Origin of the sequence: Pseudomonas putida, from assembly GCA_041879295.1 — a bacterium.
GTDB classification, from domain to species: domain Bacteria; phylum Pseudomonadota; class Gammaproteobacteria; order Pseudomonadales; family Pseudomonadaceae; genus Aquipseudomonas; species Aquipseudomonas putida_Y.
The window spans coordinates 462168-485309 of sequence record CP047152.1 but is presented as its reverse complement, the minus strand read 5'-3'; the positions used below and the strand labels follow the sequence as shown (position 1 = coordinate 485309).

The following is a 23142-nucleotide window of genomic DNA, read 5'->3' as shown; positions in this document are numbered from 1 at the left end:
ATGCAGCATGGCCGTCACGGGCAAATACTATTAGGCTGCCGGTTTCATTCTGGCCTTGGGTTGACTCATGTCCACACTTTATCGCACGACGCTGGCACTGTGCTGCCTGGCCTCGGTCCTTCCACTCGGCGCCCTGGCCGCTGATGCCGAAACACCACCTGCAAGTACCGTGGCACCGGCTGCCGAAGCCCCACGCCCACCTTTGCTGGAACGCAGCCAAGAGGATGCCCTGGCGCTGGAGCGGCTGCTGCCCAAAGCTGAGCAGCAGACCCTTCAGGCCGGTGCCGACAGCTTCCTGGCCCTGTGGAAGCCGGCCAACGACAACGATCCGCAAGGGGCAGTGATCATTGTCCCCGGTGCTGGCGAAACGGCCGACTGGCCAAATGCAGTCGGCCCACTGCGGCAAAAATTCCCTGATATCGGCTGGCACAGCCTGAGCGTCAGCCTGCCCGACCTGCTCGCCGACAGCCCGCAAGCGCGGGTCGAAACCGCACCACCTGCAGCGCCTGCGCAAGACAAAGGCGAAAGCGCACCGGCCAAGGACGTGCCGGCCGACGCCAACGCCAACGTGGCCCAAGCCACGGCAGCCGATGCCGACACGGCAGAAAGCACCGACGCCGAACAAGCCAGCGAGCAGTCCGACCCGGCAGATGCCGAACGCATCTTCGCCCGCCTGGATGCCGCCGTGGCGTTCGCCCAGCAACACAACGCCCGCAGCATCGTACTGATCGGCCATGGTAGCGGTGCATATTGGGCGGCGCGCTACCTGAGCGAGAAGCAGCCACCGCAGGTACAAAAACTGGTGATGGTTGCTGCTCAGACACCTGCACGGGTGGAGCATGACCTGGAAAGCCTGGCCCCAACCTTGAAGGTACCGACAGCTGATATCTACTACGCGACCCGCAGCGCTGACCGCAACGCAGCCCAGCAACGCCTGCAGGCCAGCAAGCGGCAGAAGGATAGCCAGTATCGCCAGTTGTCGTTGATCGCCATACCGGGAAACAAAGCGGCGGAACAAGAGCAATTGTTCCGCCGGGTGCGGGGGTGGATAAGCCCTCAGGGTTGAGTTCGGCTTGATCCTTGTGGTGGGCCATCAAAGGCCGCGCCGCTTGCGGATCATGGCATAGGCCTGGTGCAACTCACGGGTACGCGCGGTCGCTTCACGCACCTGCGCCTCGCTGGCACCGGTACCCGCCAGCTTGTCCGGGTGATGCCGGCTGACAAGCCGACGATACGCCTGCTTGACCTTGTCAGTGTCGGTATCCGCCTCCACCGCCAGCAAGCGCAACGCTGCCGCATAGGTCATGGGCAAGCCCTCTGCCCCCGTGGCCTTGCGCGGCTCGTACTCCAGCGACATGGCCTGCACCTGGCGTCGGCTCATGCCGAGTTTCTGCCCCCAGTCCAGCAGCAGCTCACGCTCCTTGTTGCCCATCTTGCCGTCAGCCCAGACCATGCGCCAACAGGCCCGCAAGGTACCTTCCGCCGCGTGGGGCTGCTGGCGAATGCGCCGCAGGTGCCCGCCAAGGCGGTCCTTGCCCGCCTTGCCACGGTTGAACGCACTGATGGCGCGCAGCCGGGCAGCCTCGGCCAGGTCCAGGCGCACCATCTCCTGGCGCGCCTGCTGAATGTGCTGCTCGGCTACCCGACCATCGCACTTGGCCAGGCGCCCGAGCATTACGAACAACAATTCATCGTCGCGTAATGCAGGGCGCCCACCCAGGCGTTCGCGCATGTCTTCCCAGCCTTGCAAGCGCAGCCGGCGATCGATGGCCTGCCCAAGCAACGCACCGAGCAAGGCACCCGGTATGCTCGCAACAGCAAAGCCGGCACCCACCCCAATCACTGTGCTTGGCCACCACATGTCAGGCGCGCTCGCCGATCAGAGACTCAGCCTCGGCCAGGCGTTCAAGCGTGCCAACATCCACCCAGTGGCCACGATAGTGTTCGCCAGAAACCTTGCCAGCCGCCATCGCCTGACGCAGCAACGGTGCCAGCTTGAAGGCGCCGGCCTGACAACCTTCGAACAGCGCCGGGTGCAGCACCGAAATGCCGCTGAAGGTCAGCGTGCCTGGCGCGTCATCGCCGTCAACGACCTGCTCGCCCATCAGGCGGAAATCACCGCGGCCGTGATGGCCAGGGTTGTCGACCAGCACCAGGTGAGCCAGACCTTGCAGGGGAGCCTGCAGACGCGCGAAGTCGTAGTCGGTCCAGACATCGCCATTCACCAGCAGGAACGGCGCATCACCCAACAAAGGCAGGGCCTTGAAGATGCCGCCGCCGGTTTCCAGCGGTTCACCCTCAGGTGAATAGCGGATGCTCAGGCCGAAGCGGCTACCGTCACCCAAGTGTTCTTCGATCTGCTGGCCAAGCCAGGCATGGTTGATCACCACTTCGGTCACCCCCGCTGCCGCCAGGGCGCGCAGGTGGTACTCGATCAGCGGCTGGCCGGCGACCGGGACCAACGGTTTTGGGGTGTGCAGGGTCAGCGGGCGCATGCGCTCGCCCTTCCCCGCAGCCAGGATCATGGCCTTCATGCACGCGCTCCGGCCTGCAACTCGGCAATCAGCTCACCCAGCTCCGCCAATTCGGGCCGGCGACCGATCACTTCATCTATATAGGCGAAGAAACGCGGTACGTCGCCCAGGTAACGCGGCTTGCCGTCGCGGTGGCAGATACGGGCGAAGATGCCGATCACCTTCAGGTGGCGCTGCACGCCCATCAGGTCACTGGCGCGGTGGAAGGCTTCGAACTCGGCGTGCACCGGGATGCCGGCCGCCTGCGCCTGCTGCCAGTAGTCGCTCAGCCAGCCTTCGACCCGCGCCTGCGGCCAGCTGACAAAGGCGTCCTTGAACAGGCAGGTAATGTCGTAGGTGACCGGGCCATATACCGCATCCTGAAAGTCCAGCACACCAGGGTTGGGGCTGCTCTGCATCAGGTTGCGCGGCATGTAGTCACGGTGTACCAGCACCTTGGGTTGCGCCAGGGCGCTGTCGATCAGCAACTGGCTGACGCGCTGCCAGGTGGCCTTCTGTGTATCGGTGAAGGTCAGGCCCAGCTCACGCCCCACGTACCATTCGGGGAACAATTCCACTTCACGGCGCAGCAGGGCGTCGTCGTAGCTGGGCAGCGGCGCGTCCATCGGCAAACGCTGGAACTTCAGAAGGGCATCGATGGCGTCGGCGAACAGGCCATCGGCGTTGTCGGCATTGATGATGTCAAGGTATGTCTGAGTGCCCAGATCCCCGAGCAGCAAAAAGCCGCGTTCCAGGTCCTGGGCGTGGATCAGCGGCACATGCACGTCAGCGCCGGCCAGCAGGTGGTCGATGGCGACGAACGGTCGGCAATTCTCCTGCGGGGGGGGCGCATCCATGATCACGAAGCTGTGGCCAGCGCCCTGCCAGCGGAAATAGCGGCGGAAGCTGGCGTCGCTGCTGGCAGCAGTCAAGCTGCCTGCAGGCACTTCGCCCCAGGCGTTGTCGCGGAAAAGATCATTGAGCTGCTCATCGAGCCAGACCGACAGTTGTTGCAGGCGTACATCGTGTTCAGGCATTGCAAGGGTCTCCGACGGCCCTAGCCGTCAAGCGGGTCATGCTTTATTATCCAGCATCTTTTTCAGACCATCGAGAGGCGTGCGGCCCCACACGCGGGCAGATGGCACGCAGGAAGCCCGGACTAATAAGATGGCATTGAAATCCCCCGCGTTTCGTAGAAAGTTTCCGTTGCTGGTAACCGGCGGTCTGCTGGCCCTGCAACCTCTGGCCACCTCATACGTAGTGGCAGCCGAACAATTCGACTGCCAAGTGTCCGCCGCCGGTGGTTGGGACTGCAAGCCCAAAACCCCAGTCAACAACCTGCCACCGCGCCCGGTGCACGAAGGTGCAGCCGTCAGTTCCGGTACCGAAGCTGCGGGCGAAGCCGAAACTGCGGACCGGCCCATGCTGGTTACCGAGGCCAAGGGCCGTGGCCTGAAGTCGCGCAGTGAAGACTACAGCCACCTGGACTGGGTTCCGCGTGAAAAGCTCACCGCCGCGCAGCTGGCTGAAACCGGCCCCTACTGCGGTGGCGCGTATATCGAGCCAACCCGCCCGGGCATGGCCGACACCACGCCGAAGGATGAGTCGCCGACCTACATCAATGCCAAGGTATCCAAGTACCAGCAGGAGCAACAGATCGCCACCCTCGCCGGTGACGTGGTGATGCGCCAGGGCAGCATGCAGGCCGAAGCCGACGAGGCCAACCTCTACCAGGCCGAAAACCGTGGCGAGCTCAAGGGCAACGTCAAGATCCGTGACAACGGTTCGCTGGTGGTCGGTGACGAGGCACAGATCCAGCTCGATACTGGCGAAGCCCAGGTCGACAACGCCGAATACGTGATGCACAAGTCGCACATTCGCGGCAATGCCCTGTACGCCAAGCGCAGCGAAAACGCCATCATCCGCCTCAAGGACGGTACGTACACCACCTGCGAACCGGGCAGCAACGCCTGGCAGTTGAAGGGCAACAACATCACCCTGAACCCGGCAACCGGTTTCGGTACCGCGACCAACGTCACGCTGCGGGTCAAGGATTTCCCGGTGTTCTACACACCGTACATCTACTTCCCGATCGACGACCGTCGCCAGTCCGGTTTCCTGCCGCCATCGTTCAGCACCAGCAGCGACACCGGCTTCATGCTGGTCACGCCGTATTACTTCAACCTGGCGCCAAACTACGACGCCACGTTGTACCCGCGTTACATGGCCAAGCGCGGCCTGCTGATGGAAGGCGAGTTCCGCTATCTGACGCCTTCCAGCGAAGGCCAGTTCGGCGGCGCCTACCTGAACGACAAGAACGACGACCGCAAAGACCAGACTGATTACAAAGATCAGCGCTGGATGGTCAACTGGCAGCACAAGGGCGGGCTGGACGAGCGCCTGATGGCCGAGGTGGACTACACCGACATCAGCGACCCGTTCTACTTCCAGGACCTGGAGTCCGACCAGATCGGTGTTGAGAGCAAAGACCTGCTGGACCAGCAGGGTGCGCTGACCTACCGTGGCAACGGCTACACCGCAAGGTTGAACGTGCATGCCTACGAAATGGCGACCATTTCGAAGATCACGCCGTACGACCGCCTGCCGCAGATTACCCTGAACGGTAAGCTGCCGTTCGAGCCGGGTGGCTTGAACTTCGGATATGAAACCGAAGCCGTTCGCTTTGATCGCGACCTGAAAAACGACTTCGTTCTGGACGAGGACGGTAACCCGGACTTCTCTGCCGGTGCAGCAGGCCGCCGTCTGGACGAGAACGTCAGCGGTATTGCCCGCGCCAACGGCAACCGCTTCAACGTTGCACCGTCGATCAGCCTGCCGATGGAAGCCAGCTACGGTTTCCTGACTCCGAAGCTGAAATACGCGTACACGCACTATGACCTGGACCTGGACAGCCAGGGCAAGGCCCAGGCCGTCACCCAGTCGGCCAATCCTGCGTACGGCAGCTACAACAGTTCGCTGAACCGGGACGTACCTATTTTCAGCGTGGACAGCGGCCTCTACTTCGACCGCAAGACATCGATGTTCGGTACCGACTACAAACAGACTCTCGAACCGCGCCTGTTCTACCTCTACGTCCCGTACAAAGACCAGAGGGACATCCCGCTCTTCGACTCGGGCGAAACGCTGTTCAGCTACGATTCGCTTTTCCGTGACAACCGCTTCAGCGGTACCGACCGTATCGGCGACGAGAACAAACTGTCGCTGGGCGTGACAACCCGCTGGATCGAAGAGAATGGCTTCGAGCGGCAGAACTTCAGCATCGGCCAGGCCTATTACTTCAAGGATCGCAAAGTCCAGTTGCCGGGTATCGACTACCGCACCCGCACCGACTCGCAGTCCGACGTGTCGCCGTACGCGCTGATGTACAACTACTACTTCAACCGCGACTGGCGCTTCAATTCGAACTACAACTGGGACCCGGACACCCGCAGCCCACGCTCGGGCGCCGCGATGTTCCACTACCAGCCTGAAGACAACCCGAACAAGGTGGTCAACCTCGGTTATCGCTACCGTAACGACACCATCGCCTATGACTCCGCGACCGGTACCTGGAAAGTGGGCGGCGGTGACTATGGCACCCCGGGCAGCCCTAACTACGTGAAGGACTACTACAAGATCCAGCAGCATGACTTCTCGGTCATCTGGCCGATCGTTCCACAGTGGAACGTTATCGCCCGCTGGCAGCATGACTACAACCGCAACCGCACCCTGGAAGCCATGGGCGGTTTCGAATACGACAACTGCTGCTGGAAGCTGCGCCTGATCAACCGTTACTGGATCGACTACGACGATTTCAGCCAGGCCCTTCCACAGAACGAAAAAGGCGACCACGGTGTCTTCCTTCAGATCGTCCTGAAAGGCCTCGGCGGCGTAGTTGGCAACAAGGTCGAGTCTTTCCTCGACCAAGGCATTCAAGGTTACCGTGAACGTGAAGACCAAGCTTATTGATCGTCTGCGCCCAGTGTTGCTGGGCGCCGCTTTGCTGAGTGGCGCGGTGCATGCCGCGGTGCAACCTCTTGATCGCGTGGTGGCTATCGTCGACAACGACGTGGTCATGCAAAGCCAACTGGAACAGCGTGTCCATGAAGTCCAGCGAACAATCGCCAAGCGCGGCGGCGGCGTACCGCCGACCAGCGCCCTGGAACCGCAGGTACTGGAACGCCTGATCGTCGAGAACCTGCAGTTGCAGATCGGCGAGCGCTCCGGCATCCGCATCACCGACGAAGAGCTGAACCAGGCCATTGGTACCATTGCCCAGCGCAATGGTATGTCGCTGGACCAGTTCCGCGCGGCGCTGGCCCATGACGGCCTGTCGTTCGACGACGCTCGCGAGCAGGTCAAGCGCGAGATGATCATCAGCCGCGTGCGCCAACGCCGCGTTGCCGAACGCATTCAGGTGTCCGAGCAGGAAGTGAAGAACTTCCTGGCCTCGGATCTGGGCAAGATGCAGATGTCGGAAGAGTACCGCCTGGCCAACATCCTCATCCCGACCCCGGAAGCCGCCAACTCGGACGATATCCAGAAAGCGGCCCGCAAGGTCGGTGACGTGTACCAGCAACTGCGCCAGGGCGCGGACTTCGGCCAGATGGCGATTGCCAATTCCGCCAGCGAAAACGCACTGGAAGGCGGCGAGATGGGCTGGCGTAAAGCCGGCCAGCTGCCACCTGACTTCGCCAAGATGCTCAGCAGCATGCCAGTGGGCGAAATTACCCAGCCTATTCGCATCCCCAACGGCTTCATCATCCTCAAGCTCGAGGAGAAGCGCGGTGGCAGCGAGAACGTGCTGCGTGACGAAGTGCATGTACGCCACATCCTGATCAAGCCAAGCGAGATCCGCAGCGAGGCGGCCACCAAGCAGCTGGCCGAGCGCCTGTACGAGAGGATCAAGAGCGGCGAAGACTTCGGCGAACTGGCCAAGAACTTCTCGGAAGACCCGGGTTCGGCACTCAACGGTGGCGACCTCAACTGGGTCGACCCGAACACCCTGGTACCGGAGTTCCGTGAACAGATGGCCAATGCCCAGCAAGGCGTAGTGACCAAACCGTTCAAGACCCAATACGGCTGGCACGTTCTGGAAGTGCTGGGCCGCCGCGCCACCGACAGCACCGAGCAGGCTCGCGAACAGCAGGCACTGAGCGTACTGCGCAATCGCAAGTACGACGAAGAGCTGCAAACCTGGCTGCGCCAGATCCGCGACGAAGCCTACGTTGAAATCAAGCTGCCTGGCGCTGACCAGGCCGCCCAGTGAAGCCCCTGCGCTTCGCCGTCACCCCCGGCGAGCCGGCCGGCATAGGCCCCGACCTGTGCCTGCTGCTCGCCGCAGACGCCCAGCCCCATCCCCTGATCGCCATCACCAGCCGTGACCTGCTCGCCGAGCGGGCCACGCAGCTGGGGCTGGCCGTCAGCCTGCTGCCGGTAGCCCCGGGCCAATGGCCAGACCACCCTGCCCCCGCAGGAAGCCTGTACGTCTGGGATACCCCCCTGGCGGCCCCGGTGGTGCCAGGCCAGCTCGACAAGGCCAACGCGGCGTTCGTGTTGGAAACCCTGACCCGCGCCGGGCAAGGCTGCCTGGACGGGCACTTCGCCGGGATGATCACTGCCCCGGTACACAAGGGTGTGATCAACGAAAGCGGTATCGCCTTTTCCGGGCATACCGAATTCCTTGCCGAACTGACCCGCACCGCACAAGTGGTAATGATGCTGGCCACCCGCGGCCTGCGCGTGGCCCTGGTGACCACGCACCTGCCACTGCGTGATATTGCCGACGCTATCACTGCCGAGCGCGTCGAACGTGTAACCCGTATCCTGCATGCCGACATGCGCGACAAGTTCGGCATTGCCAACCCGCGTATCCTCGTGTGCGGCCTCAACCCGCACGCGGGCGAGGGCGGCCACCTGGGCCGCGAAGAAATCGACATCATCGAGCCGACCCTGGCCCGCCTGCGCACCGAAGGCATGGACCTGCGCGGGCCACTGCCGGCCGATACCCTGTTTACCCCCAAATATCTGGAGCACTGCGATGCAGTGCTGGCGATGTACCACGACCAGGGCCTTCCCGTACTCAAGTACAAAGGCTTCGGCGCTGCAGTGAACGTGACCCTGGGCCTGCCGATCATCCGCACGTCGGTTGACCACGGCACCGCCCTGGACCTGGCCGGCACTGGCAAAGTCGACACCGGCAGCCTGCGCGTCGCACTGGAAACCGCCTACCAGATGGCCGAGAACCGACCATGAACGAGCAATACCAACACCGGGCGCGCAAGCGCTTCGGCCAGAACTTCCTGCACGACGCCGGTATCATCGACCGCATCCTGCGTGCCATCAACGCCAAGGCCGGTGAACACCTGCTGGAAATCGGCCCGGGCCAAGGCGCCCTGACCGAAGGCCTGCTGGGCAGCGGCGCACAGCTGGACGTGGTGGAGCTGGACAAAGACCTGGTGCCGATCCTCCAGCACAAGTTCGCTGATCGCAGCAACTTCCGCCTGCATCAGGGCGACGCCCTGAAGTTCGACTTCAACCAACTGGGCGTGCCGCCGCGCAGCCTCAAGGTGGTTGGCAACCTGCCCTACAACATCTCCACCCCGCTGATCTTCCACCTGCTCAGCCATGCTGGGTTGATCCGCGACATGCACTTCATGCTGCAGAAGGAAGTGGTCGAGCGCATGGCCGCCGGCCCTGGCGGTGGTGACTGGGGGCGCCTGTCGATCATGGTGCAGTACCACTGCCGCGTGGAGCACCTGTTCAATGTCGGCCCTGGTGCCTTCAACCCGCCACCGAAAGTGGATTCGGCGATCGTCCGCCTGGTGCCGCACGAAGTGCTGCCGTTCCCGGCCCAGGACCACCTGCTGCTGGAGCGCGTCGTTCGCGAAGCGTTCAACCAGCGCCGCAAGACCCTGCGCAACACCATGAAAGGCCTGCTGGACAGCGCCGCCATCGAGGCTGCCGGCGTTGATGGCAGCCTGCGCCCTGAACAGCTCGACCTGGCAGCCTTCGTGCGCCTGGCTGACCAACTGGCTGATCAGCAACAAGCCTGATTTAGCCTGTACCGGCCTTATCGCGGTTAAACCCGCGAAGGGGCCGGCATAGTCAACACCCCAAGCCCGATCACCGCTGGCCCTCCCCCCTCCCAATGGCCTAGACTGCATTATTGCGTCAGTTCGCCCAAGGCCCTTGCATGTCCGACCCCCGCTATCAAATCGACGTCAGCGTCGTGACCCGCTACCTGAAAGAACAATCCGACCCCGAAAACAGTCGTTTCGCTTTCGCCTACACCATTACCGTGCAGAACAATGGCTCGCTCACGGCCAAGCTGCTGTCGCGCCACTGGCTGATCACCAACGGTGACGGCGAGGTTGAGGAAGTACGCGGTGCCGGTGTGGTCGGCCAGCAACCCAACATCGACCCTGGCCAGAGCCATACTTACAGCAGTGGTGCCGTCATCAGCACCCGCGTTGGCACCATGCAGGGCAGCTACCAGATGTTCGCCGAAGACGGTAAGCGCTTCGACGCCGAGATTGCCCCCTTCCGCCTGGCAGTGCCCGGGGCGCTGCACTGATGGCTACCTACGCCGTCGGTGACCTGCAGGGCTGCCTGCAGCCACTCAAATGCCTGCTCGATCGCGTCAGTTTCAACCCCGCCGTCGACCGCCTGTGGCTGGTCGGCGACCTGGTCAACCGCGGCCCCGAGTCACTGGAAACCCTGCGCTTCCTGTACTCGATCCGTCATTCACTGGTCTGCGTGCTGGGCAACCATGACCTGCACCTGCTGGCCGCCTGGCACAACGTCGAGCGGCTCAAGAAAAGCGACACACTGCGCGAGATCATTGAAGCGCCGGACGCCGACCAGCTGCTCGACTGGCTACGCCAGCAAAAGCTGCTGCATTACGACGAGCCCCGCGGCATCGCCCTGGTTCACGCCGGCATACCGCCACAATGGACCCTTGGCAAAGCCCTGGAACTCGCCGCCGAGGTCGAGGAAGTGCTGCGTGACGACACCCGCCTGCAGCTGTACCTCGAAGGCATGTATGGTAACGAGCCGAACAAGTGGCGCAAGAACCTCGCCGGCGTCGAACGCCTACGGGTCATCACCAACTACTTCACCCGCATGCGCTTTTGCACTGCCGATGGCAAACTCGACCTCAAGAGCAAGGAAGGCCTGGGTAGCGCGCCCAAAGGCTACAAAGCCTGGTACGCGCACAAAGACCGCCGCTCACGCCACGTGAAGATCATCTTTGGCCATTGGGCCGCTCTGCAGGGTGAGGTCACCCAGCCCGACGTCATCGCCCTGGACACTGGCTGTGTATGGGGTGGCGCCATGACCCTGTACAACGTTGACAGCGGTGAATACCACCGCTGCGACTGCGCCGACGACGGCACCCTGCGCCAACCGGCACAACCCACTACACTCAACGACCACACCTGAAGGAAGTAGTACCCATGAGCGAATTCAAGCGCATCCCTCCTGAGCAGGCCTTGGAGCTTCGCAAGAAAGAAGGTGCGGTCGTGGTCGACATTCGCGACCCGCAGGCCTTTGCCGCCGGCCACATCACCGGCGCCCGGCACCTGGACAACCACTCGGTCGCCGATTTCATCCGCAACGCCGACCTCGACGCGCCAACCCTGGTGGTCTGCTATCACGGCAATTCCAGCCAAAGCGCTGCCGCCTACCTGGTAGGCCAAGGTTTCTCCGACGTTTACAGCGTGGACGGCGGCTTCGAACTGTGGCGCGCGACCTACCCGGCCGAGACCGCTCAGGGCAACGCTGAATAATTTTTTATTTTCCCCTGCAGCCCGTGCCCCGCGCGGGCTTGCGGCTTATCTGACGAACGGTCGTTCGTCACTTCTGCCTTTCTCGCCCCTTGATCTTGCAGATAACCAACTACGCTTAAGCTCAGGCCATCCAAAAAGGGGAGAGCCGGTACACCGGCGTGCGGGTCATCGGTAGCGTTACAGGGTGTTCTGGGGGGTATACAGCAATCGGCCAACCCGGTTGCATGCCAGCATCAGCTGACTGATCCGGCGTCGTCTCCACGTATCGAGCGAGGTGACGTCATGAGTATTTTTAGCCACTTCCAACAACGTTTCGAGTCTACGCGCCAGGAAGAACTCTCGCTGCAGGAGTACCTCGAGCTGTGCAAAGAGGATCGCAGTGCCTACGCATCGGCGGCCGAACGGCTGTTGCTGGCCATCGGTGAGCCAGAGCTGATCGACACCTCTACCAACTCCAGGCTGTCGCGCATCTTCTCCAACAAGGTTATCCGCCGCTATCCGGCCTTTGCCGACTTCCATGGCATGGAAGAGTGCATCGACCAGATCGTGTCGTACTTCCGCCACGCCGCCCAAGGCCTGGAAGAGAAGAAACAGATCCTCTATCTGCTGGGCCCGGTAGGCGGCGGCAAGTCCTCGCTGGCGGAAAAACTCAAGCAGCTGATGGAAAAGGTGCCGTTCTACGCGATCAAGGGCTCGCCGGTCTTCGAGTCACCTCTGGGCTTGTTCAATGCCACCGAAGATGGGGCCATTCTCGAGGAAGAGTTCGGTATCCCACGGCGCTACCTCAACACCATCATGTCGCCTTGGGCCACCAAGCGCCTGCAGGAATTTGGCGGTGACATCTCCAAGTTCAAGGTGGTGAAGCTGTACCCGTCGATTCTTAACCAGATCGCCATTGCCAAGACCGAACCCGGCGATGAAAACAACCAGGACATTTCTGCCCTGGTCGGCAAGGTCGATATCCGCAAACTTGAGGAATACCCACAGAACGACGCCGATGCTTATAGCTACTCGGGCGCGCTGTGCCGGGCCAACCAGGGCCTGATGGAATTCGTCGAAATGTTCAAGGCGCCGATCAAGGTCCTGCACCCCTTGCTCACCGCCACTCAGGAAGGCAACTACAACAGTACCGAAGGCCTTGGGGCGATCCCCTATACCGGTATTCTGTTGGCGCACTCCAACGAATCGGAGTGGCACACCTTCCGCAACAACAAGAACAACGAAGCGTTCATCGACAGGATCTATATCGTCAAGGTGCCGTACTGCCTGCGGGTCAGCGATGAAATCAAGATCTACGACAAGTTGCTGATCAACAGCTCACTGTCCAAGGCCCACTGTGCGCCAGACACGCTCAAGATGTTGGCTCAGTTCACTGTGCTTTCGCGCCTGAAAGAGCCAGAGAACTCCAATATCTATTCCAAGATGCGCGTTTACGACGGGGAAAACCTCAAGGACACCGATCCAAAGGCCAAGTCGATTCAGGAATACCGGGACGCCGCGGGTGTCGACGAAGGCATGAACGGCCTATCGACTCGCTTCGCCTTCAAGATCCTGTCCAAGGTGTTCAACTTCGACCCACACGAAATTGCCGCCAACCCGGTGCACCTGCTGTATGTGCTCGAACAGCAGATCGAACAGGAACAGTTCCCGGCTGAAGTGCGCGAACGCTATCTGCGCTACCTGAAGGAATACCTGGCGCCGCGCTACATCGAGTTTATCGGCAAGGAAATCCAGACCGCCTACCTCGAGTCCTACAGCGAATACGGCCAGAACATCTTCGACCGCTACGTGCTGTACGCAGACTTCTGGATCCAGGATCAGGAATACCGCGACCCGGAAACCGGCGAAATTCTTAACCGCATTGCGCTCAACGAAGAACTGGAGAAGATCGAGAAACCGGCAGGTATCAGCAACCCGAAAGACTTCCGCAACGAGATCGTCAACTTCGTACTGCGCGCACGCGCCAACAACAATGGCAAGAATCCAAGCTGGCTGAGTTATGAAAAGCTGCGGGTCGTGATCGAGAAGAAAATGTTCTCCAACACCGAAGACCTGCTGCCCGTCATCAGCTTCAACGCCAAGGCCAGCAAAGAGGACCAGAAGAAACACAACGACTTCGTCACCCGGATGGTGGAGCGTGGCTATACCGACAAACAGGTGCGCCTGCTGTCGGAATGGTACCTGCGGGTCAGGAAATCGCAATAAAGCGGCAAGCTACGAGCCGCAAGCTGCAAGCTGCCTGGCGTTGGCATTGCCGCCCGCGTCACAGCTTGCAGCGGCGGTGGCTGCTCTTTCTTGCAGCTTGAAGCTTGTGGCTTGCAGCTTGTGGGTTGCAGCTGCATCCAGTCACCGGAGGGACCATGAGCTACGTTATAGACCGACGCCTGAACGGCAAGAACAAGAGCACGGTCAACCGCCAGCGCTTCCTGCGGCGGTACCGCGAACATATCAAAAAGGCCGTCGAAGAGGCGGTGAGCCGCCGCTCCATCATGGATATGGAACACGGCGAGCAGATCAGTATTCCCGGACGCGACATCGACGAACCGGTCTTGCATCATGGTCGTGGGGGCAAACAGACCATCGTGCACCCTGGCAACAAAGAATTCACGGCAGGTGAACACATCCCACGGCCGCAAGGCGGTGGAGGTGGTGGCGGTCGCGGCAAGGCCGGCAATTCCGGCGAGGGCATGGACGAGTTCGTCTTCCAGATCACCCAGGAAGAATTTCTCGAATTCATGTTCGAGGACCTTGAGCTACCCAACCTGGTCAAACGTCACCTGACTGGCGCCGACACCTTCAAGACCGTTCGGGCCGGCATCGCCAACGAAGGCAACCCGTCACGCATCAACATCGTGCGCACCCTGCGCTCGGCCCATGCCCGGCGTATCGCCCTGACCGGCAGCAGCCGCGCCCTGCTGCGCGAAGCACAAAAGGAACTCGACCGCCTGCGGGTCGAAGAGCCGGACAATTTCACCGATATCCAGGAAATCGAACAGGAAATCGAGCGCCTGAAAGCGCGTATCAACCGCCTGCCCTTCCTCGACACCTTCGACCTCAAGTACAACCTGCTGGTCAAGCAACCCAACCCAAGCTCGAAGGCGGTGATGTTCTGCCTGATGGACGTATCCGGCTCGATGACCCAGGCCACCAAGGACATCGCAAAGCGCTTCTTCATCCTGCTGTACCTGTTCCTCAAGCGTAACTACGAGCGCATCGAAGTCGTTTTCATTCGCCACCACACCAGCGCCCGGGAAGTCGATGAAGAAGAGTTCTTCTACTCGCGGGAAACCGGCGGCACCATCGTTTCCAGTGCCCTCAAGCTGATGCAGGAGATCATGGCCGAGCGCTACCCGGCCAGCGACTGGAATATTTATGCCGCGCAAGCTTCCGATGGCGACAACTGGAACGACGACTCGCCGATCTGCCGCGACATCCTCTCCAAACAGATCATGCCGCATGTGCAGTACTACACTTACGTTGAGATCACCCCCCGTGAACACCAGGCGCTGTGGTATGAGTACGAGCGTATCGGCGATGCTTTCCCCGACACGTTCGCCCAACAGCAGCTGGTATCGGCCGGCGACATCTACCCGGTCTTCCGTGAACTCTTCCAGCGCAGGTTAGCCACATGACCGCCAGAGCACAGAGACGCCAACCCATTTCCACTGGGTCCGAGTGGACGTTCGAGCTGATCCAGACCTACGACCGGGAAATCAGCCGTCTGGCCGAGCGTTACGCCCTGGACACCTACCCCAACCAGATCGAGGTAATCACTGCCGAGCAGATGATGGACGCCTACGCCTCGGTCGGCATGCCGCTGGGCTACCACCACTGGTCCTACGGCAAGCAGTTCCTCAGCACGGAAAAGTCCTACAGCCGCGGCCAGATGGGCCTGGCCTACGAGATCGTGATCAACTCCGACCCTTGTATCGCCTACCTGATGGAAGAAAACACCATGTGCATGCAGGCACTGGTGATTGCCCACGCTTGCTACGGCCATAACAGCTTTTTCAAGGGCAATTACCTGTTCCGCACCTGGACTGACGCCAGTTCGATCATCGACTACCTGGTGTTCGCCAAGCAGTACATCGCCCAGTGCGAAGAGCGCCACGGTATTGATGCAGTGGAGGACCTGATCGACTCCTGCCATGCCCTGATGAACTACGGTGTCGACCGCTACAAGCGGCCCTATCCTATTTCTGCCGAAGAAGAGCGGCGCCGGCAACAGGAGCGCGAAGAGCATCTTCAGCGTCAGATCAACGACCTTTGGCGGACAATTCCGAAGAACGCCGAAAAGGGCAACGACCGCGATGAGGGGCGTTTCCCCGCCGAACCGCAGGAAAACATCCTGTATTTCATCGAAAAAAACGCCCCGCTGCTTGAACCCTGGCAACGTGAGGTAGTGCGCATCGTGCGCAAGATCGCCCAGTACTTCTACCCCCAGCGCCAGACCCAGGTGATGAACGAAGGTTGGGCAACCTTCTGGCACTACACCCTGATGAACGACCTGTACGACGAGGGGCTGATTACCGAAGGCTTCATGATGGAGTTCTTGCAGTCGCACACCAGCGTGGTGTTCCAGCCCGGCTTCGACAGCCCGTACTACAGCGGCATCAACCCCTACGCGCTGGGCTTTGCGATGTACACCGACATCCGCCGCATGTGCGAAAACCCCACCGAAGAAGATCGCCACTGGTTCCCCGAAATTGCCGGCAGCGACTGGCTTTCTACCATCAAGTTCGCCATGAGCAGCTTCAAGGACGAGAGCTTCATCCTGCAGTACCTGTCGCCCAAGGTGATGCGCGACCTCAAGTTGTTCAGCATCCTCGATGACGACCAGCGCGACGACCTGCTGGTGCCTGCCATCCATGATGAGGCCGGCTACCGGGTGATTCGGGAGCAACTGGCAGCGCAGTACAACCTGGGCAACCGTGAACCGAACGTACAGATCTGGAGCGTCGACCGCCGCGGAGACCGCTCACTAACCCTGCGACACCAGCAACATAACCGCAAACCGCTGGGGGACTCGACCGACGAAGTGCTCAAGCACCTGCATCGCCTGTGGGGCTTCGATATCCACCTGGAGACCGTGCAAGGCGAGCAAGTGATGAGTACTCACCACATGCCGCCGCGCGGCGAGCATAGCGAAAGCGCCGACTACGGCCGCATGGACCTGGCCGTTATCCACCACCTCTGATGCAACTCCATGACCGCCGACGGGTTATCCTGTCGGCAGTTATGGAGAGCTGCACATGCACATCTACAAAGTTGGCGGCGCCGTGCGCGACCGCCTGCTCGGCCGCCCTGTCAGCGATATCGACTGGCTGGTGGTGGGCGCCACAGTCGAAGAAATGCTCGCCAAGGGCTATCGGCCGGTGGGCGCCGATTTCCCGGTGTTCCTGCACCCGAAAACCGGCGAGGAATACGCCCTGGCGCGCACCGAGCGCAAGAGTGGGCGAGGCTACGGCGGGTTCACTTTTCACGCCAGCCCCGACGTAACCCTGGAAGAGGACCTGATCCGTCGCGACCTGACCATAAATGCGATGGCCGAGGATGAAGCCGGCACGCTATACGACCCCTACCAAGGCAAGAAAGATCTGGATCAACGCCTGCTACGCCATGTTTCCCCGGCATTCGCCGAAGATCCTCTACGCGTGCTGCGTGTTGCCCGCTTTGCTGCCCGCTATGCGCCACTGGGTTTCCGGGTTGCCGATGAAACCTTGACGCTGATGCGCCAGATCAGCGCCTCGGGCGAACTGCAGGCACTCACTGCCGAGCGCAGCTGGAAGGAAATCGAACGCGCGCTGATGGAAGTGCAACCACAGGTATTCTTCAAGGTGCTGAGCGCGTGCGGGGCCCTGCAGGAGCTGCTGCCTGAGCTCGATGACGGCTCCCGGACACTGTCGGCGCTGGAGCAGGCGGCGGCGCACGAACAACCGCTGCACGTGCGCTGGGCCTGCCTGTTGCGCGGGCTGACACCGACATCGATCAAAACCGTCAACCAGCGCCTGAAGGCACCGCGTGAATGCCAGGAACTGGCCATGCTGACAGGGGAGTGCCTGGCGCAGGGCAATCAGGCGCTCGAACTGCCGGCCACGGCACTGCTGGAGCTGTTGCAGAAGTTCGATGTCTACCGACGGCCGCAGCGGTTCGAGGATTTTGTGGTCGTTTGCGAGATGGCGGCGTTGGGCGATGGCGAGCAGGGTTACCCACAGGCCGATTACCTGCGAGGCGCAGCAGCGGCGGCGCGAGCGGTGGATGTGAAGCCGTTGGTGCAAGCCGGGCTGACGGGTCAGGCGCTGGGCGAAGCACTCAAAGGTGAACGGCTGAAAGCGCTCGAGGCTTACCAGCGCGGTTAGACCTCCCGGCCTCTTCGCGGCTGAAGCCGCTGTAGGAGCGGGTTCACCCGCGAAAGGGCCGGGCCTGCTGGCCAATTTCCGACCGCTGTTCACCGTCGCAGTCACCACCGTATTCGCGGGTAACCCGCTCCTACAGGGGGCACACATCAGAGGTTGGGCACAGGCCGTTGTAGGGGCGGGTTTACCCGCGAAGAGGCCGATGCAGGCTTAAGCGGGCGTCAACTGCAACCCGCGCCACTCAAAGGCGACCGGAGCCAGCACCTGATCGATCTGCGCTTCCTGCCACAGCTGCGCCATGCGCTTGCCCACCCCCGGATGCACCAGGTCGGGCGCCAGCAACGAAAGCGGCCACAGCACAAAGGCGTTCTTCAGGATCTCGGCCCGGGGCAGTACCAGCCCATCGAAGGTACCGTGCAAATCGCCATACATCAGCACGTCGATATCCAGCGGCAACCCTTTGCGGTCCGGTGCATAGCGGCCATTGTCGGCCTCGATGAACTTCAGCCGGCGGTCCAGCTCGATCAACGGCAATGCGGTTTGCCCGGTCACCACGAAGTTGATGAACGGCCCGCTCTTGATACCCACCGCCTGGCTTTCGAAAGCCGGCGAACAGCGCATGTCGGTCAGGATGCCAGCCAACGCATCGAGCCCGGCGCACAAATGCGCCTCACGGTCGATATTGCTGCCCAGGCCCAGGTAAACCGTGTTCAAAGACATCCGCGCTCGATCTCCACGCCTACACCACCACGGGCCGCCGGCACCGCGCCCGGCTTGGTCAGCTTCAACCGCACCCAGGGGATGTGGAACTCGTCCATCAAGGTGGCCACCAGGCGCTCGGCAAATGTTTCAACCAGCTCGAAACGGGCCTGTTCGGCAAACGCCTGGATGCGCGCCGACACACTGGCATAGTCCAGCGCCAGGTTCAGGTCGTCTCCGGCGGCAGCCGGGCGGTTGTCCCAGGCAAAGCTCAGGTCCAGGCGCAAGCACTGGCGAATATCCCGCTCCCAGTCATAGGCACCGATGACGGTATCGACTTCCAGGCCTTCGATGAACACTCTGTCCAAGCACTTCTCTCCACAGCACGACAAGGGCGACTGGCGCCGTTAGAATCAGGGCGTCCTCGCCCGGAATAGTTAGCATGTTTTGGTTACTGGCGTTGCTCGCCTACCTGCTCGGCTCGCTGTCCTTCGCCATTGTTCTCAGCCGCCTTTCGGGCAGCCCGGACCCGCGTTCCAGCGGTTCAGGCAATGCCGGCGCCACCAACATGCTACGCCTGGCAGGCCGTAAACTGGCGATCCTGACCCTGCTTGGCGACCTGTGCAAGGGCCTTTTGCCGGTATTGCTCGCCCGCGCTGCCGGGCTGGACCTGCACGCGCAGGCCTGGGTGGGCATATGCGCGGTGCTGGGTCACCTGTTCCCCCTGTACTTCCGCTTCAAGGGCGGCAAGGGCGTGGCGACGGCTGCCGGCATGCTCATGGGCCTGTATTTCCCGGCCGCGCTGCTGGCCATCGGCGCCTGGCTGCTGACCTTCTACCTCACGCGCACCAGCTCACTGGCGGCACTGATTGCCACGCCACTCACCCTGCCATTGCTGGCCTGGCGCGAGCCCGAGGCCCTGCTGCCGATCAGCGTACTGACTTTGATGATCGTGTGGCGCCACCGCAACAACCTGCGCGACTTGTTTGCAGGGCGCGAACGGCACTTCTGAACCTTCGACGCCCTACCTTACAGCGGCGGCAACTGCTCCATCGGCCAGCGTGCCTGCACGCTGATCGCCAGGTCTTGCTGCTGCCCGGCCAACAGGCGCTGGCAACCGGCGTAGGCGATCATCGCACCATTGTCGGTACAGAATTGCGGGCGCGCGTAGTACACGTTGCCCTTGATGCTACCGAGCATGTCCTCCAGGGACGCGCGCAGGGCCTTGTTGGCACTCACGCCACCCGCGATGACCAGGCGCTTGAGGCCGGTCTGCTTGAGCGCCCGCTTGCACTTGATGGTCAAAGTCTCCACCACCGCCTGCTGGAATGCCAGAGACAGGTCGCAACGGGTTTGCTCACTGTCGTCGCCAGCATTCTTGCATTGCTGCCAGGTGTTCAGGGCGAAGGTCTTGAGGCCACTGAAGCTGAATTCCAGGCCTGGCCGATCGGTCATTGGCCGCGGGAACACGAAGCGCCCGGCCACACCCTGTTCGGCCAGACGCGCGATTTCCGGACCACCGGGATAATTGAGGCCGATCAGCTTGGCGGTCTTGTCGAACGCTTCACCGGCAGCGTCGTCCAGGCTCTCGCCCAACAGTTCGTACTGACCGATACCATCGACCCGGACCAGCTGGGTATGGCCACCGGAAACCAACAAAGCGACGAACGGAAACTCGGGCGGGTTTTCTTCCAGCATGGGCGCCAGCAGGTGGCCTTCCATGTGGTGCACACCGATCGCCGGGATGTCCCAGGCAAAGGCCAGCGCCTGGGCGCAGGAAGCGCCCACCAGCAAGGCGCCGACCAGGCCGGGGCCCGCGGTGTAGGCGATGGCGTCGATTTCGGTGGCAACGCAGCCTGCCTCGTCCAGCACCTGGCGGATGAGCGGCAGCATGCGCTTGACGTGATCACGCGAGGCAAGCTCGGGCACCACGCCACCGAAGACGCGGTGCAGGTCGATCTGGCTGAACAGTGCGTCGGCCAACAAACCCCGTTCACTGTCGTATAATGCGACGCCAGTTTCGTCGCAGGATGTTTCCAATCCCAGTACTAGCATGGGCTCGTCCCTTGTGGGGGCTGAATTCGAAGCCGCGCATGATAGTCCCCGTGTCGGGTGCCGACCAGCGGTTTTCGATCAGAGGCTTTGCATTCCGGCTTGCTAAGGGTTAACATCCGCAACCCTTGAAAACCGACGTTCTCCAGCACACCTTTGTTTTGCCAGGAGCACGTCTACCCCGGTAATGAATTAAGGTAGCCCTGGATGCCAGCCGTCAAAGTTAAAGAGAACGAACCCTTCGACGTAGCTCTGCGTCGTTTCAAGCGCTCCTGCGAAAAAGCCGGTGTACTGGCTGAAGTTCGTAGCCGCGAGTTTTACGAGAAGCCGACCGCAGAGCGTAAGCGCAAAGCAGCTGCTGCTGTTAAGCGTCACGCCAAGAAAGTTCAGCGCGAACAGCGCCGCGCCGTTCGTCTGTACTAATACAGGCGTTCAACGCAAAGCTTCTGCCCTGCCCGGCTAACCCCCGGGCGATGGCAGTGGTCGCTTCAAACTTGAGCAGCTAGCTCAAGGCCCTGCACAAGCTTCATGCGGACTGCACATGGGCAACCTGCCTGAAACGTCAGAGCTGGTCCTCCTTGCTGTATGACCAGACGTGCACGTCCGACTGACGAGCCCTTAGGGGCTGGCGACGAGCACATTCCCTCGCACTTCCCCAAGCAGCACTCGCCCCATTCGGCGCGTGAGCGATTAGACTTGCCAGTTGCCAGATGACGAGACTGCCATGGCCGGGCTGATTCCCCAGAGTTTCATTGACGACCTGATCAACCGCCTCGACATCGTCGACGTGGTGAGTTCGCGCGTCCAGCTGAAAAAAACCGGCAAGAACTACTCCGCCTGCTGCCCGTTCCACAAAGAAAAAACCCCGTCCTTCACGGTCAGCCCCGACAAGCAGTTCTACTACTGCTTCGGCTGTGGCGCCGGTGGCAACGCCTTGGGCTTTGTCATGGACCACGACAACCTGGACTTCCCCCAGGCCGTCGAGGAACTGGCCCGCGCCGCCGGCATGGAAGTGCCCCGCGAGCAAGGCCGCCGCGACCAGAAGCCGCGCCAGCCAACTGACTCGCCACTGTACCCGCTACTGGACGCCGCCTCGGAGTTTTACCGCCAGGCTCTGCGCAGCCACCCGTCACGCAAGGCAGCGGTGGACTACCTCAAGGGCCGCGGCCTGTCCGGGGAAATTGCCCGCGACTTCGGCCTGGGCTTTGCCCCGCCCGGCTGGGACAACCTGCTCAAGCACCTGGGTGCCGACACCCTGCAGCAGAAGGTGATGATCGATGCCGGCCTGCTGATCGAGAACGCCGAGAGCGGCAAGCGCTACGACCGCTTCCGCGACCGGGTAATGTTCCCGATACGTGACAGCCGCGGGCGCATCATCGCCTTCGGTGGCCGGGTGCTCGGCGACGACAAGCCCAAGTACCTGAACTCCCCGGAAACACCTGTGTTCCACAAGGGGCAGGAACTGTACGGGCTGTACGAGGCGCGCAAGCACAACCGCAACCTTGACGAGATCATCGTCGTCGAGGGCTACATGGACGTCATTGCCCTGGCCCAGCAAGGTCTGCGCAATGCCGTGGCTACCCTTGGCACCTCCACCAGCGAAGAGCACCTCAAGCGCCTGTTCCGCGTGGTGCCCAGCGTGCTGTTCTGTTTTGACGGCGACCAGGCCGGGCGCAAGGCGGCCTGGCGCGCACTGGAATCGACATTGTCGAACCTGCAGGACGGCCGTCGCGCGCGCTTCCTGTTCCTGCCCGAAGGCGAAGACCCGGACAGCCTGGTGCGCGCCGAAGGTACCGACGCTTTCATGGCCCGTATCAACCAGCACGCCCAACCGCTGGCCGACTACTTCTTCGAGCAACTTGGCGTCGAGGCCGACCCGCGCTCACTGGAAGGCAAGGCGCATATGGCGACCTTGGCCGCACCGTTGATCGAAAAGATCCCCGGCGCCAACCTGCGTCAGCTGATGCGCAACCGCCTGAAGGAAATCACCGGCCTCGACCCGCAGCAGGTCGAGCAGCTGGCGCAACAAGCCCCGGCGGCCAGCAGCATGCCGGACTATGACCCTGGCTACGACTACGACGCCATGGCCAGCTACACCCCCGACTACGGCGACATGCCGCAGCACGATTTTGCCCCCGTTCATCAGGAGCAGGCGTGGAAACCCAGCAAGGGTGGCAGCAAGAAGCCGTGGAGCGACAAACCCTGGGACAAGAACCGCAAGGGCGGCAAGCCCTGGCAACAACGCGACGAAGCACCTCCGCGCGTGCCAGCACCGGTCGAGCCACCGACCCTGGCCGCCCTGCGCACCTTGCTGCACCACCCGCTGCTGGCCGGCAAGGTGGAAGATGCCAGCCACTTCGCCGACGAAGAGCACCTGTACAGCCAACTGCTGGTGGCGTTGATCGAAGCCGCGCAGAAAAATCCTGGGCTAAGCTCAATGCAGTTGATCGCACGTTGGCACGGCACCGAACAAGGCCGCCTGCTGCGGGCCCTGGCGGAAAAGGAATGGCTTATCGTAGCCGACAACCTTGAACAACAGTTTTTCGACACTATAACTAGCTTGTCCGCCCGCCAACGCGAGCGCAGCCTGGAACAACTGCTCAGGAAATCACGTCAAAGCGAATTGACCAGCGAGGAAAAAAACCAGCTCCTCGCCCTGCTGAGCCGAAATGTTCCCGCACAAACGCCGACCTCATCTGGCGCGTGAGGCCCATGCTCGGGTATAATCCTCGG

Annotated in this window: 21 protein-coding genes; 15 read left to right on the top strand and 6 right to left on the bottom strand. The window is 61.8% G+C overall.

The window, feature by feature from the left end:
• Positions 1–67 precede the first annotated feature (67 nt).
• Positions 68–1066, top strand: a complete 999-nt coding sequence (locus tag GST84_02150) for a DUF3530 family protein (GenBank protein XGB11228.1) — start codon at positions 68–70, stop codon at positions 1064–1066.
• 27 nt (positions 1067–1093) lie between these two features.
• Here GST84_02150 and GST84_02145 read toward each other — a convergent pair whose 3' ends face one another.
• From GST84_02145 to GST84_02135, 3 genes are read right to left on the bottom strand one after another with little or no spacing between them, the layout of a single operon-like run.
• The gene (locus GST84_02145; GenBank protein XGB11227.1) at positions 1094–1861 is read right to left on the bottom strand and encodes a DnaJ domain-containing protein; all 768 of its coding nucleotides are present in this window, start codon (positions 1859–1861) and stop codon (positions 1094–1096) included.
• 1 nt (position 1862) lies between these two features.
• Positions 1863–2534 (bottom strand): NTP transferase domain-containing protein, encoded by a 672-nt coding sequence (locus tag GST84_02140; protein ID XGB11226.1) that lies wholly within the window; start codon positions 2532–2534, stop codon positions 1863–1865.
• Positions 2531–3550 (bottom strand): phosphotransferase, encoded by a 1020-nt coding sequence (locus GST84_02135; protein ID XGB11225.1) that lies wholly within the window; start codon positions 3548–3550, stop codon positions 2531–2533. The genes GST84_02140 and GST84_02135 overlap by 4 nt, the downstream gene beginning before the upstream one ends.
• A gap of 130 nt (positions 3551–3680) precedes the next feature.
• Between GST84_02135 and lptD the strand changes: the two genes are divergently transcribed.
• From lptD to GST84_02080, 11 genes are all read left to right on the top strand, one after another.
• Positions 3681–6482: an LPS assembly protein LptD gene (gene lptD / locus GST84_02130; protein ID XGB11224.1), complete on the top strand. Its 2802-nt coding sequence runs from the start codon at positions 3681–3683 to the stop codon at positions 6480–6482.
• Entirely contained in the window at positions 6463–7782 is a 1320-nt protein-coding gene (gene surA, locus GST84_02125; GenBank protein XGB11223.1) for a peptidylprolyl isomerase SurA, read from the top strand. Before lptD ends, surA begins: the two co-directional genes overlap by 20 nt.
• Positions 7779–8768: a 4-hydroxythreonine-4-phosphate dehydrogenase PdxA gene (gene pdxA / locus GST84_02120; protein XGB11222.1), complete on the top strand. Its 990-nt coding sequence runs from the start codon at positions 7779–7781 to the stop codon at positions 8766–8768. The genes surA and pdxA overlap by 4 nt, the downstream gene beginning before the upstream one ends.
• The gene (gene rsmA / locus GST84_02115; protein XGB11221.1) at positions 8765–9568 is read left to right on the top strand and encodes a 16S rRNA (adenine(1518)-N(6)/adenine(1519)-N(6))-dimethyltransferase RsmA; all 804 of its coding nucleotides are present in this window, start codon (positions 8765–8767) and stop codon (positions 9566–9568) included. Before pdxA ends, rsmA begins: the two co-directional genes overlap by 4 nt.
• A 140-nt stretch (positions 9569–9708) precedes the next feature.
• Positions 9709–10089 (top strand): Co2+/Mg2+ efflux protein ApaG, encoded by a 381-nt coding sequence (apaG, locus tag GST84_02110; protein ID XGB11220.1) that lies wholly within the window; start codon positions 9709–9711, stop codon positions 10087–10089.
• Positions 10089–10955: a symmetrical bis(5'-nucleosyl)-tetraphosphatase gene (locus GST84_02105; GenBank protein XGB11219.1), complete on the top strand. Its 867-nt coding sequence runs from the start codon at positions 10089–10091 to the stop codon at positions 10953–10955. Before apaG ends, GST84_02105 begins: the two co-directional genes overlap by 1 nt.
• 14 nt (positions 10956–10969) lie before the next feature.
• A complete protein-coding gene (glpE, locus tag GST84_02100; protein XGB11218.1) occupies positions 10970–11302 on the top strand; it encodes a thiosulfate sulfurtransferase GlpE in 333 nt (110 codons plus the stop codon).
• A gap of 282 nt (positions 11303–11584) precedes the next feature.
• The gene (locus GST84_02095) at positions 11585–13507 is read left to right on the top strand and encodes a PrkA family serine protein kinase (GenBank protein ID XGB11217.1); all 1923 of its coding nucleotides are present in this window, start codon (positions 11585–11587) and stop codon (positions 13505–13507) included.
• Between the two features lie 155 nt (positions 13508–13662).
• Entirely contained in the window at positions 13663–14934 is a 1272-nt protein-coding gene (locus tag GST84_02090; GenBank protein XGB11216.1) for a DUF444 family protein, read from the top strand.
• A complete protein-coding gene (locus GST84_02085) occupies positions 14931–16499 on the top strand; it encodes a SpoVR family protein (protein ID XGB11215.1) in 1569 nt (522 codons plus the stop codon). The genes GST84_02090 and GST84_02085 overlap by 4 nt, the downstream gene beginning before the upstream one ends.
• 55 nt (positions 16500–16554) lie before the next feature.
• The gene (locus tag GST84_02080; GenBank protein ID XGB11214.1) at positions 16555–17661 is read left to right on the top strand and encodes a multifunctional CCA addition/repair protein; all 1107 of its coding nucleotides are present in this window, start codon (positions 16555–16557) and stop codon (positions 17659–17661) included.
• A 207-nt stretch (positions 17662–17868) separates the two neighbouring features.
• Here GST84_02080 and folK read toward each other — a convergent pair whose 3' ends face one another.
• Both folK and folB read right to left on the bottom strand, forming a co-directional pair.
• The gene (gene folK, locus GST84_02075) at positions 17869–18378 is read right to left on the bottom strand and encodes a 2-amino-4-hydroxy-6-hydroxymethyldihydropteridine diphosphokinase (protein ID XGB11213.1); all 510 of its coding nucleotides are present in this window, start codon (positions 18376–18378) and stop codon (positions 17869–17871) included.
• Entirely contained in the window at positions 18369–18725 is a 357-nt protein-coding gene (gene folB / locus GST84_02070) for a dihydroneopterin aldolase (protein XGB11212.1), read from the bottom strand. The genes folK and folB overlap by 10 nt, the downstream gene beginning before the upstream one ends.
• Positions 18726–18799: 74 nt before the next feature.
• Between folB and plsY the strand changes: the two genes are divergently transcribed.
• A complete protein-coding gene (plsY, locus tag GST84_02065; GenBank protein XGB11211.1) occupies positions 18800–19369 on the top strand; it encodes a glycerol-3-phosphate 1-O-acyltransferase PlsY in 570 nt (189 codons plus the stop codon).
• A gap of 17 nt (positions 19370–19386) precedes the next feature.
• Here the strand turns inward: plsY and tsaD are convergent, their stop codons facing one another.
• Entirely contained in the window at positions 19387–20412 is a 1026-nt protein-coding gene (gene tsaD / locus GST84_02060; protein ID XGB11210.1) for a tRNA (adenosine(37)-N6)-threonylcarbamoyltransferase complex transferase subunit TsaD, read from the bottom strand.
• Positions 20413–20616: 204 nt separating this feature from the next.
• Here tsaD and rpsU point away from each other — a divergent pair, with 204 nt between their 5' ends.
• Both rpsU and GST84_02050 read left to right on the top strand, forming a co-directional pair.
• A complete protein-coding gene (gene rpsU, locus GST84_02055; protein XGB11209.1) occupies positions 20617–20832 on the top strand; it encodes a 30S ribosomal protein S21 in 216 nt (71 codons plus the stop codon).
• Between the two features lie 301 nt (positions 20833–21133).
• Complete coding sequence (locus tag GST84_02050; protein XGB11208.1) at positions 21134–23116, top strand: DNA primase; 1983 nt, start codon at positions 21134–21136, stop codon at positions 23114–23116.
• Positions 23117–23142: the final 26 nt, after the last annotated feature.

Coding starts and splice junctions, on each gene's coding strand:
- GST84_02150 (XGB11228.1), top strand. CDS start 68: ATGTCCACACTTTATCGCACGACGCTGGCACTGTGCTGCCTGGCCTCG.
- GST84_02090 (XGB11216.1), top strand. CDS start 13,663: ATGAGCTACGTTATAGACCGACGCCTGAACGGCAAGAACAAGAGCACG.
- rpsU (XGB11209.1), top strand. CDS start 20,617: ATGCCAGCCGTCAAAGTTAAAGAGAACGAACCCTTCGACGTAGCTCTG.
- rsmA (XGB11221.1), top strand. CDS start 8,765: ATGAACGAGCAATACCAACACCGGGCGCGCAAGCGCTTCGGCCAGAAC.
- tsaD (XGB11210.1), bottom strand. CDS start 20,412: ATGCTAGTACTGGGATTGGAAACATCCTGCGACGAAACTGGCGTCGCA.
- GST84_02080 (XGB11214.1), top strand. CDS start 16,555: ATGCACATCTACAAAGTTGGCGGCGCCGTGCGCGACCGCCTGCTCGGC.
- folK (XGB11213.1), bottom strand. CDS start 18,378: ATGTCTTTGAACACGGTTTACCTGGGCCTGGGCAGCAATATCGACCGT.
- GST84_02145 (XGB11227.1), bottom strand. CDS start 1,861: ATGTGGTGGCCAAGCACAGTGATTGGGGTGGGTGCCGGCTTTGCTGTT.
- GST84_02140 (XGB11226.1), bottom strand. CDS start 2,534: ATGAAGGCCATGATCCTGGCTGCGGGGAAGGGCGAGCGCATGCGCCCG.
- GST84_02085 (XGB11215.1), top strand. CDS start 14,931: ATGACCGCCAGAGCACAGAGACGCCAACCCATTTCCACTGGGTCCGAG.
- GST84_02105 (XGB11219.1), top strand. CDS start 10,089: ATGGCTACCTACGCCGTCGGTGACCTGCAGGGCTGCCTGCAGCCACTC.
- GST84_02135 (XGB11225.1), bottom strand. CDS start 3,550: ATGCCTGAACACGATGTACGCCTGCAACAACTGTCGGTCTGGCTCGAT.
- glpE (XGB11218.1), top strand. CDS start 10,970: ATGAGCGAATTCAAGCGCATCCCTCCTGAGCAGGCCTTGGAGCTTCGC.
- GST84_02095 (XGB11217.1), top strand. CDS start 11,585: ATGAGTATTTTTAGCCACTTCCAACAACGTTTCGAGTCTACGCGCCAG.
- GST84_02050 (XGB11208.1), top strand. CDS start 21,134: ATGGCCGGGCTGATTCCCCAGAGTTTCATTGACGACCTGATCAACCGC.
- lptD (XGB11224.1), top strand. CDS start 3,681: ATGGCATTGAAATCCCCCGCGTTTCGTAGAAAGTTTCCGTTGCTGGTA.
- plsY (XGB11211.1), top strand. CDS start 18,800: ATGTTTTGGTTACTGGCGTTGCTCGCCTACCTGCTCGGCTCGCTGTCC.
- apaG (XGB11220.1), top strand. CDS start 9,709: ATGTCCGACCCCCGCTATCAAATCGACGTCAGCGTCGTGACCCGCTAC.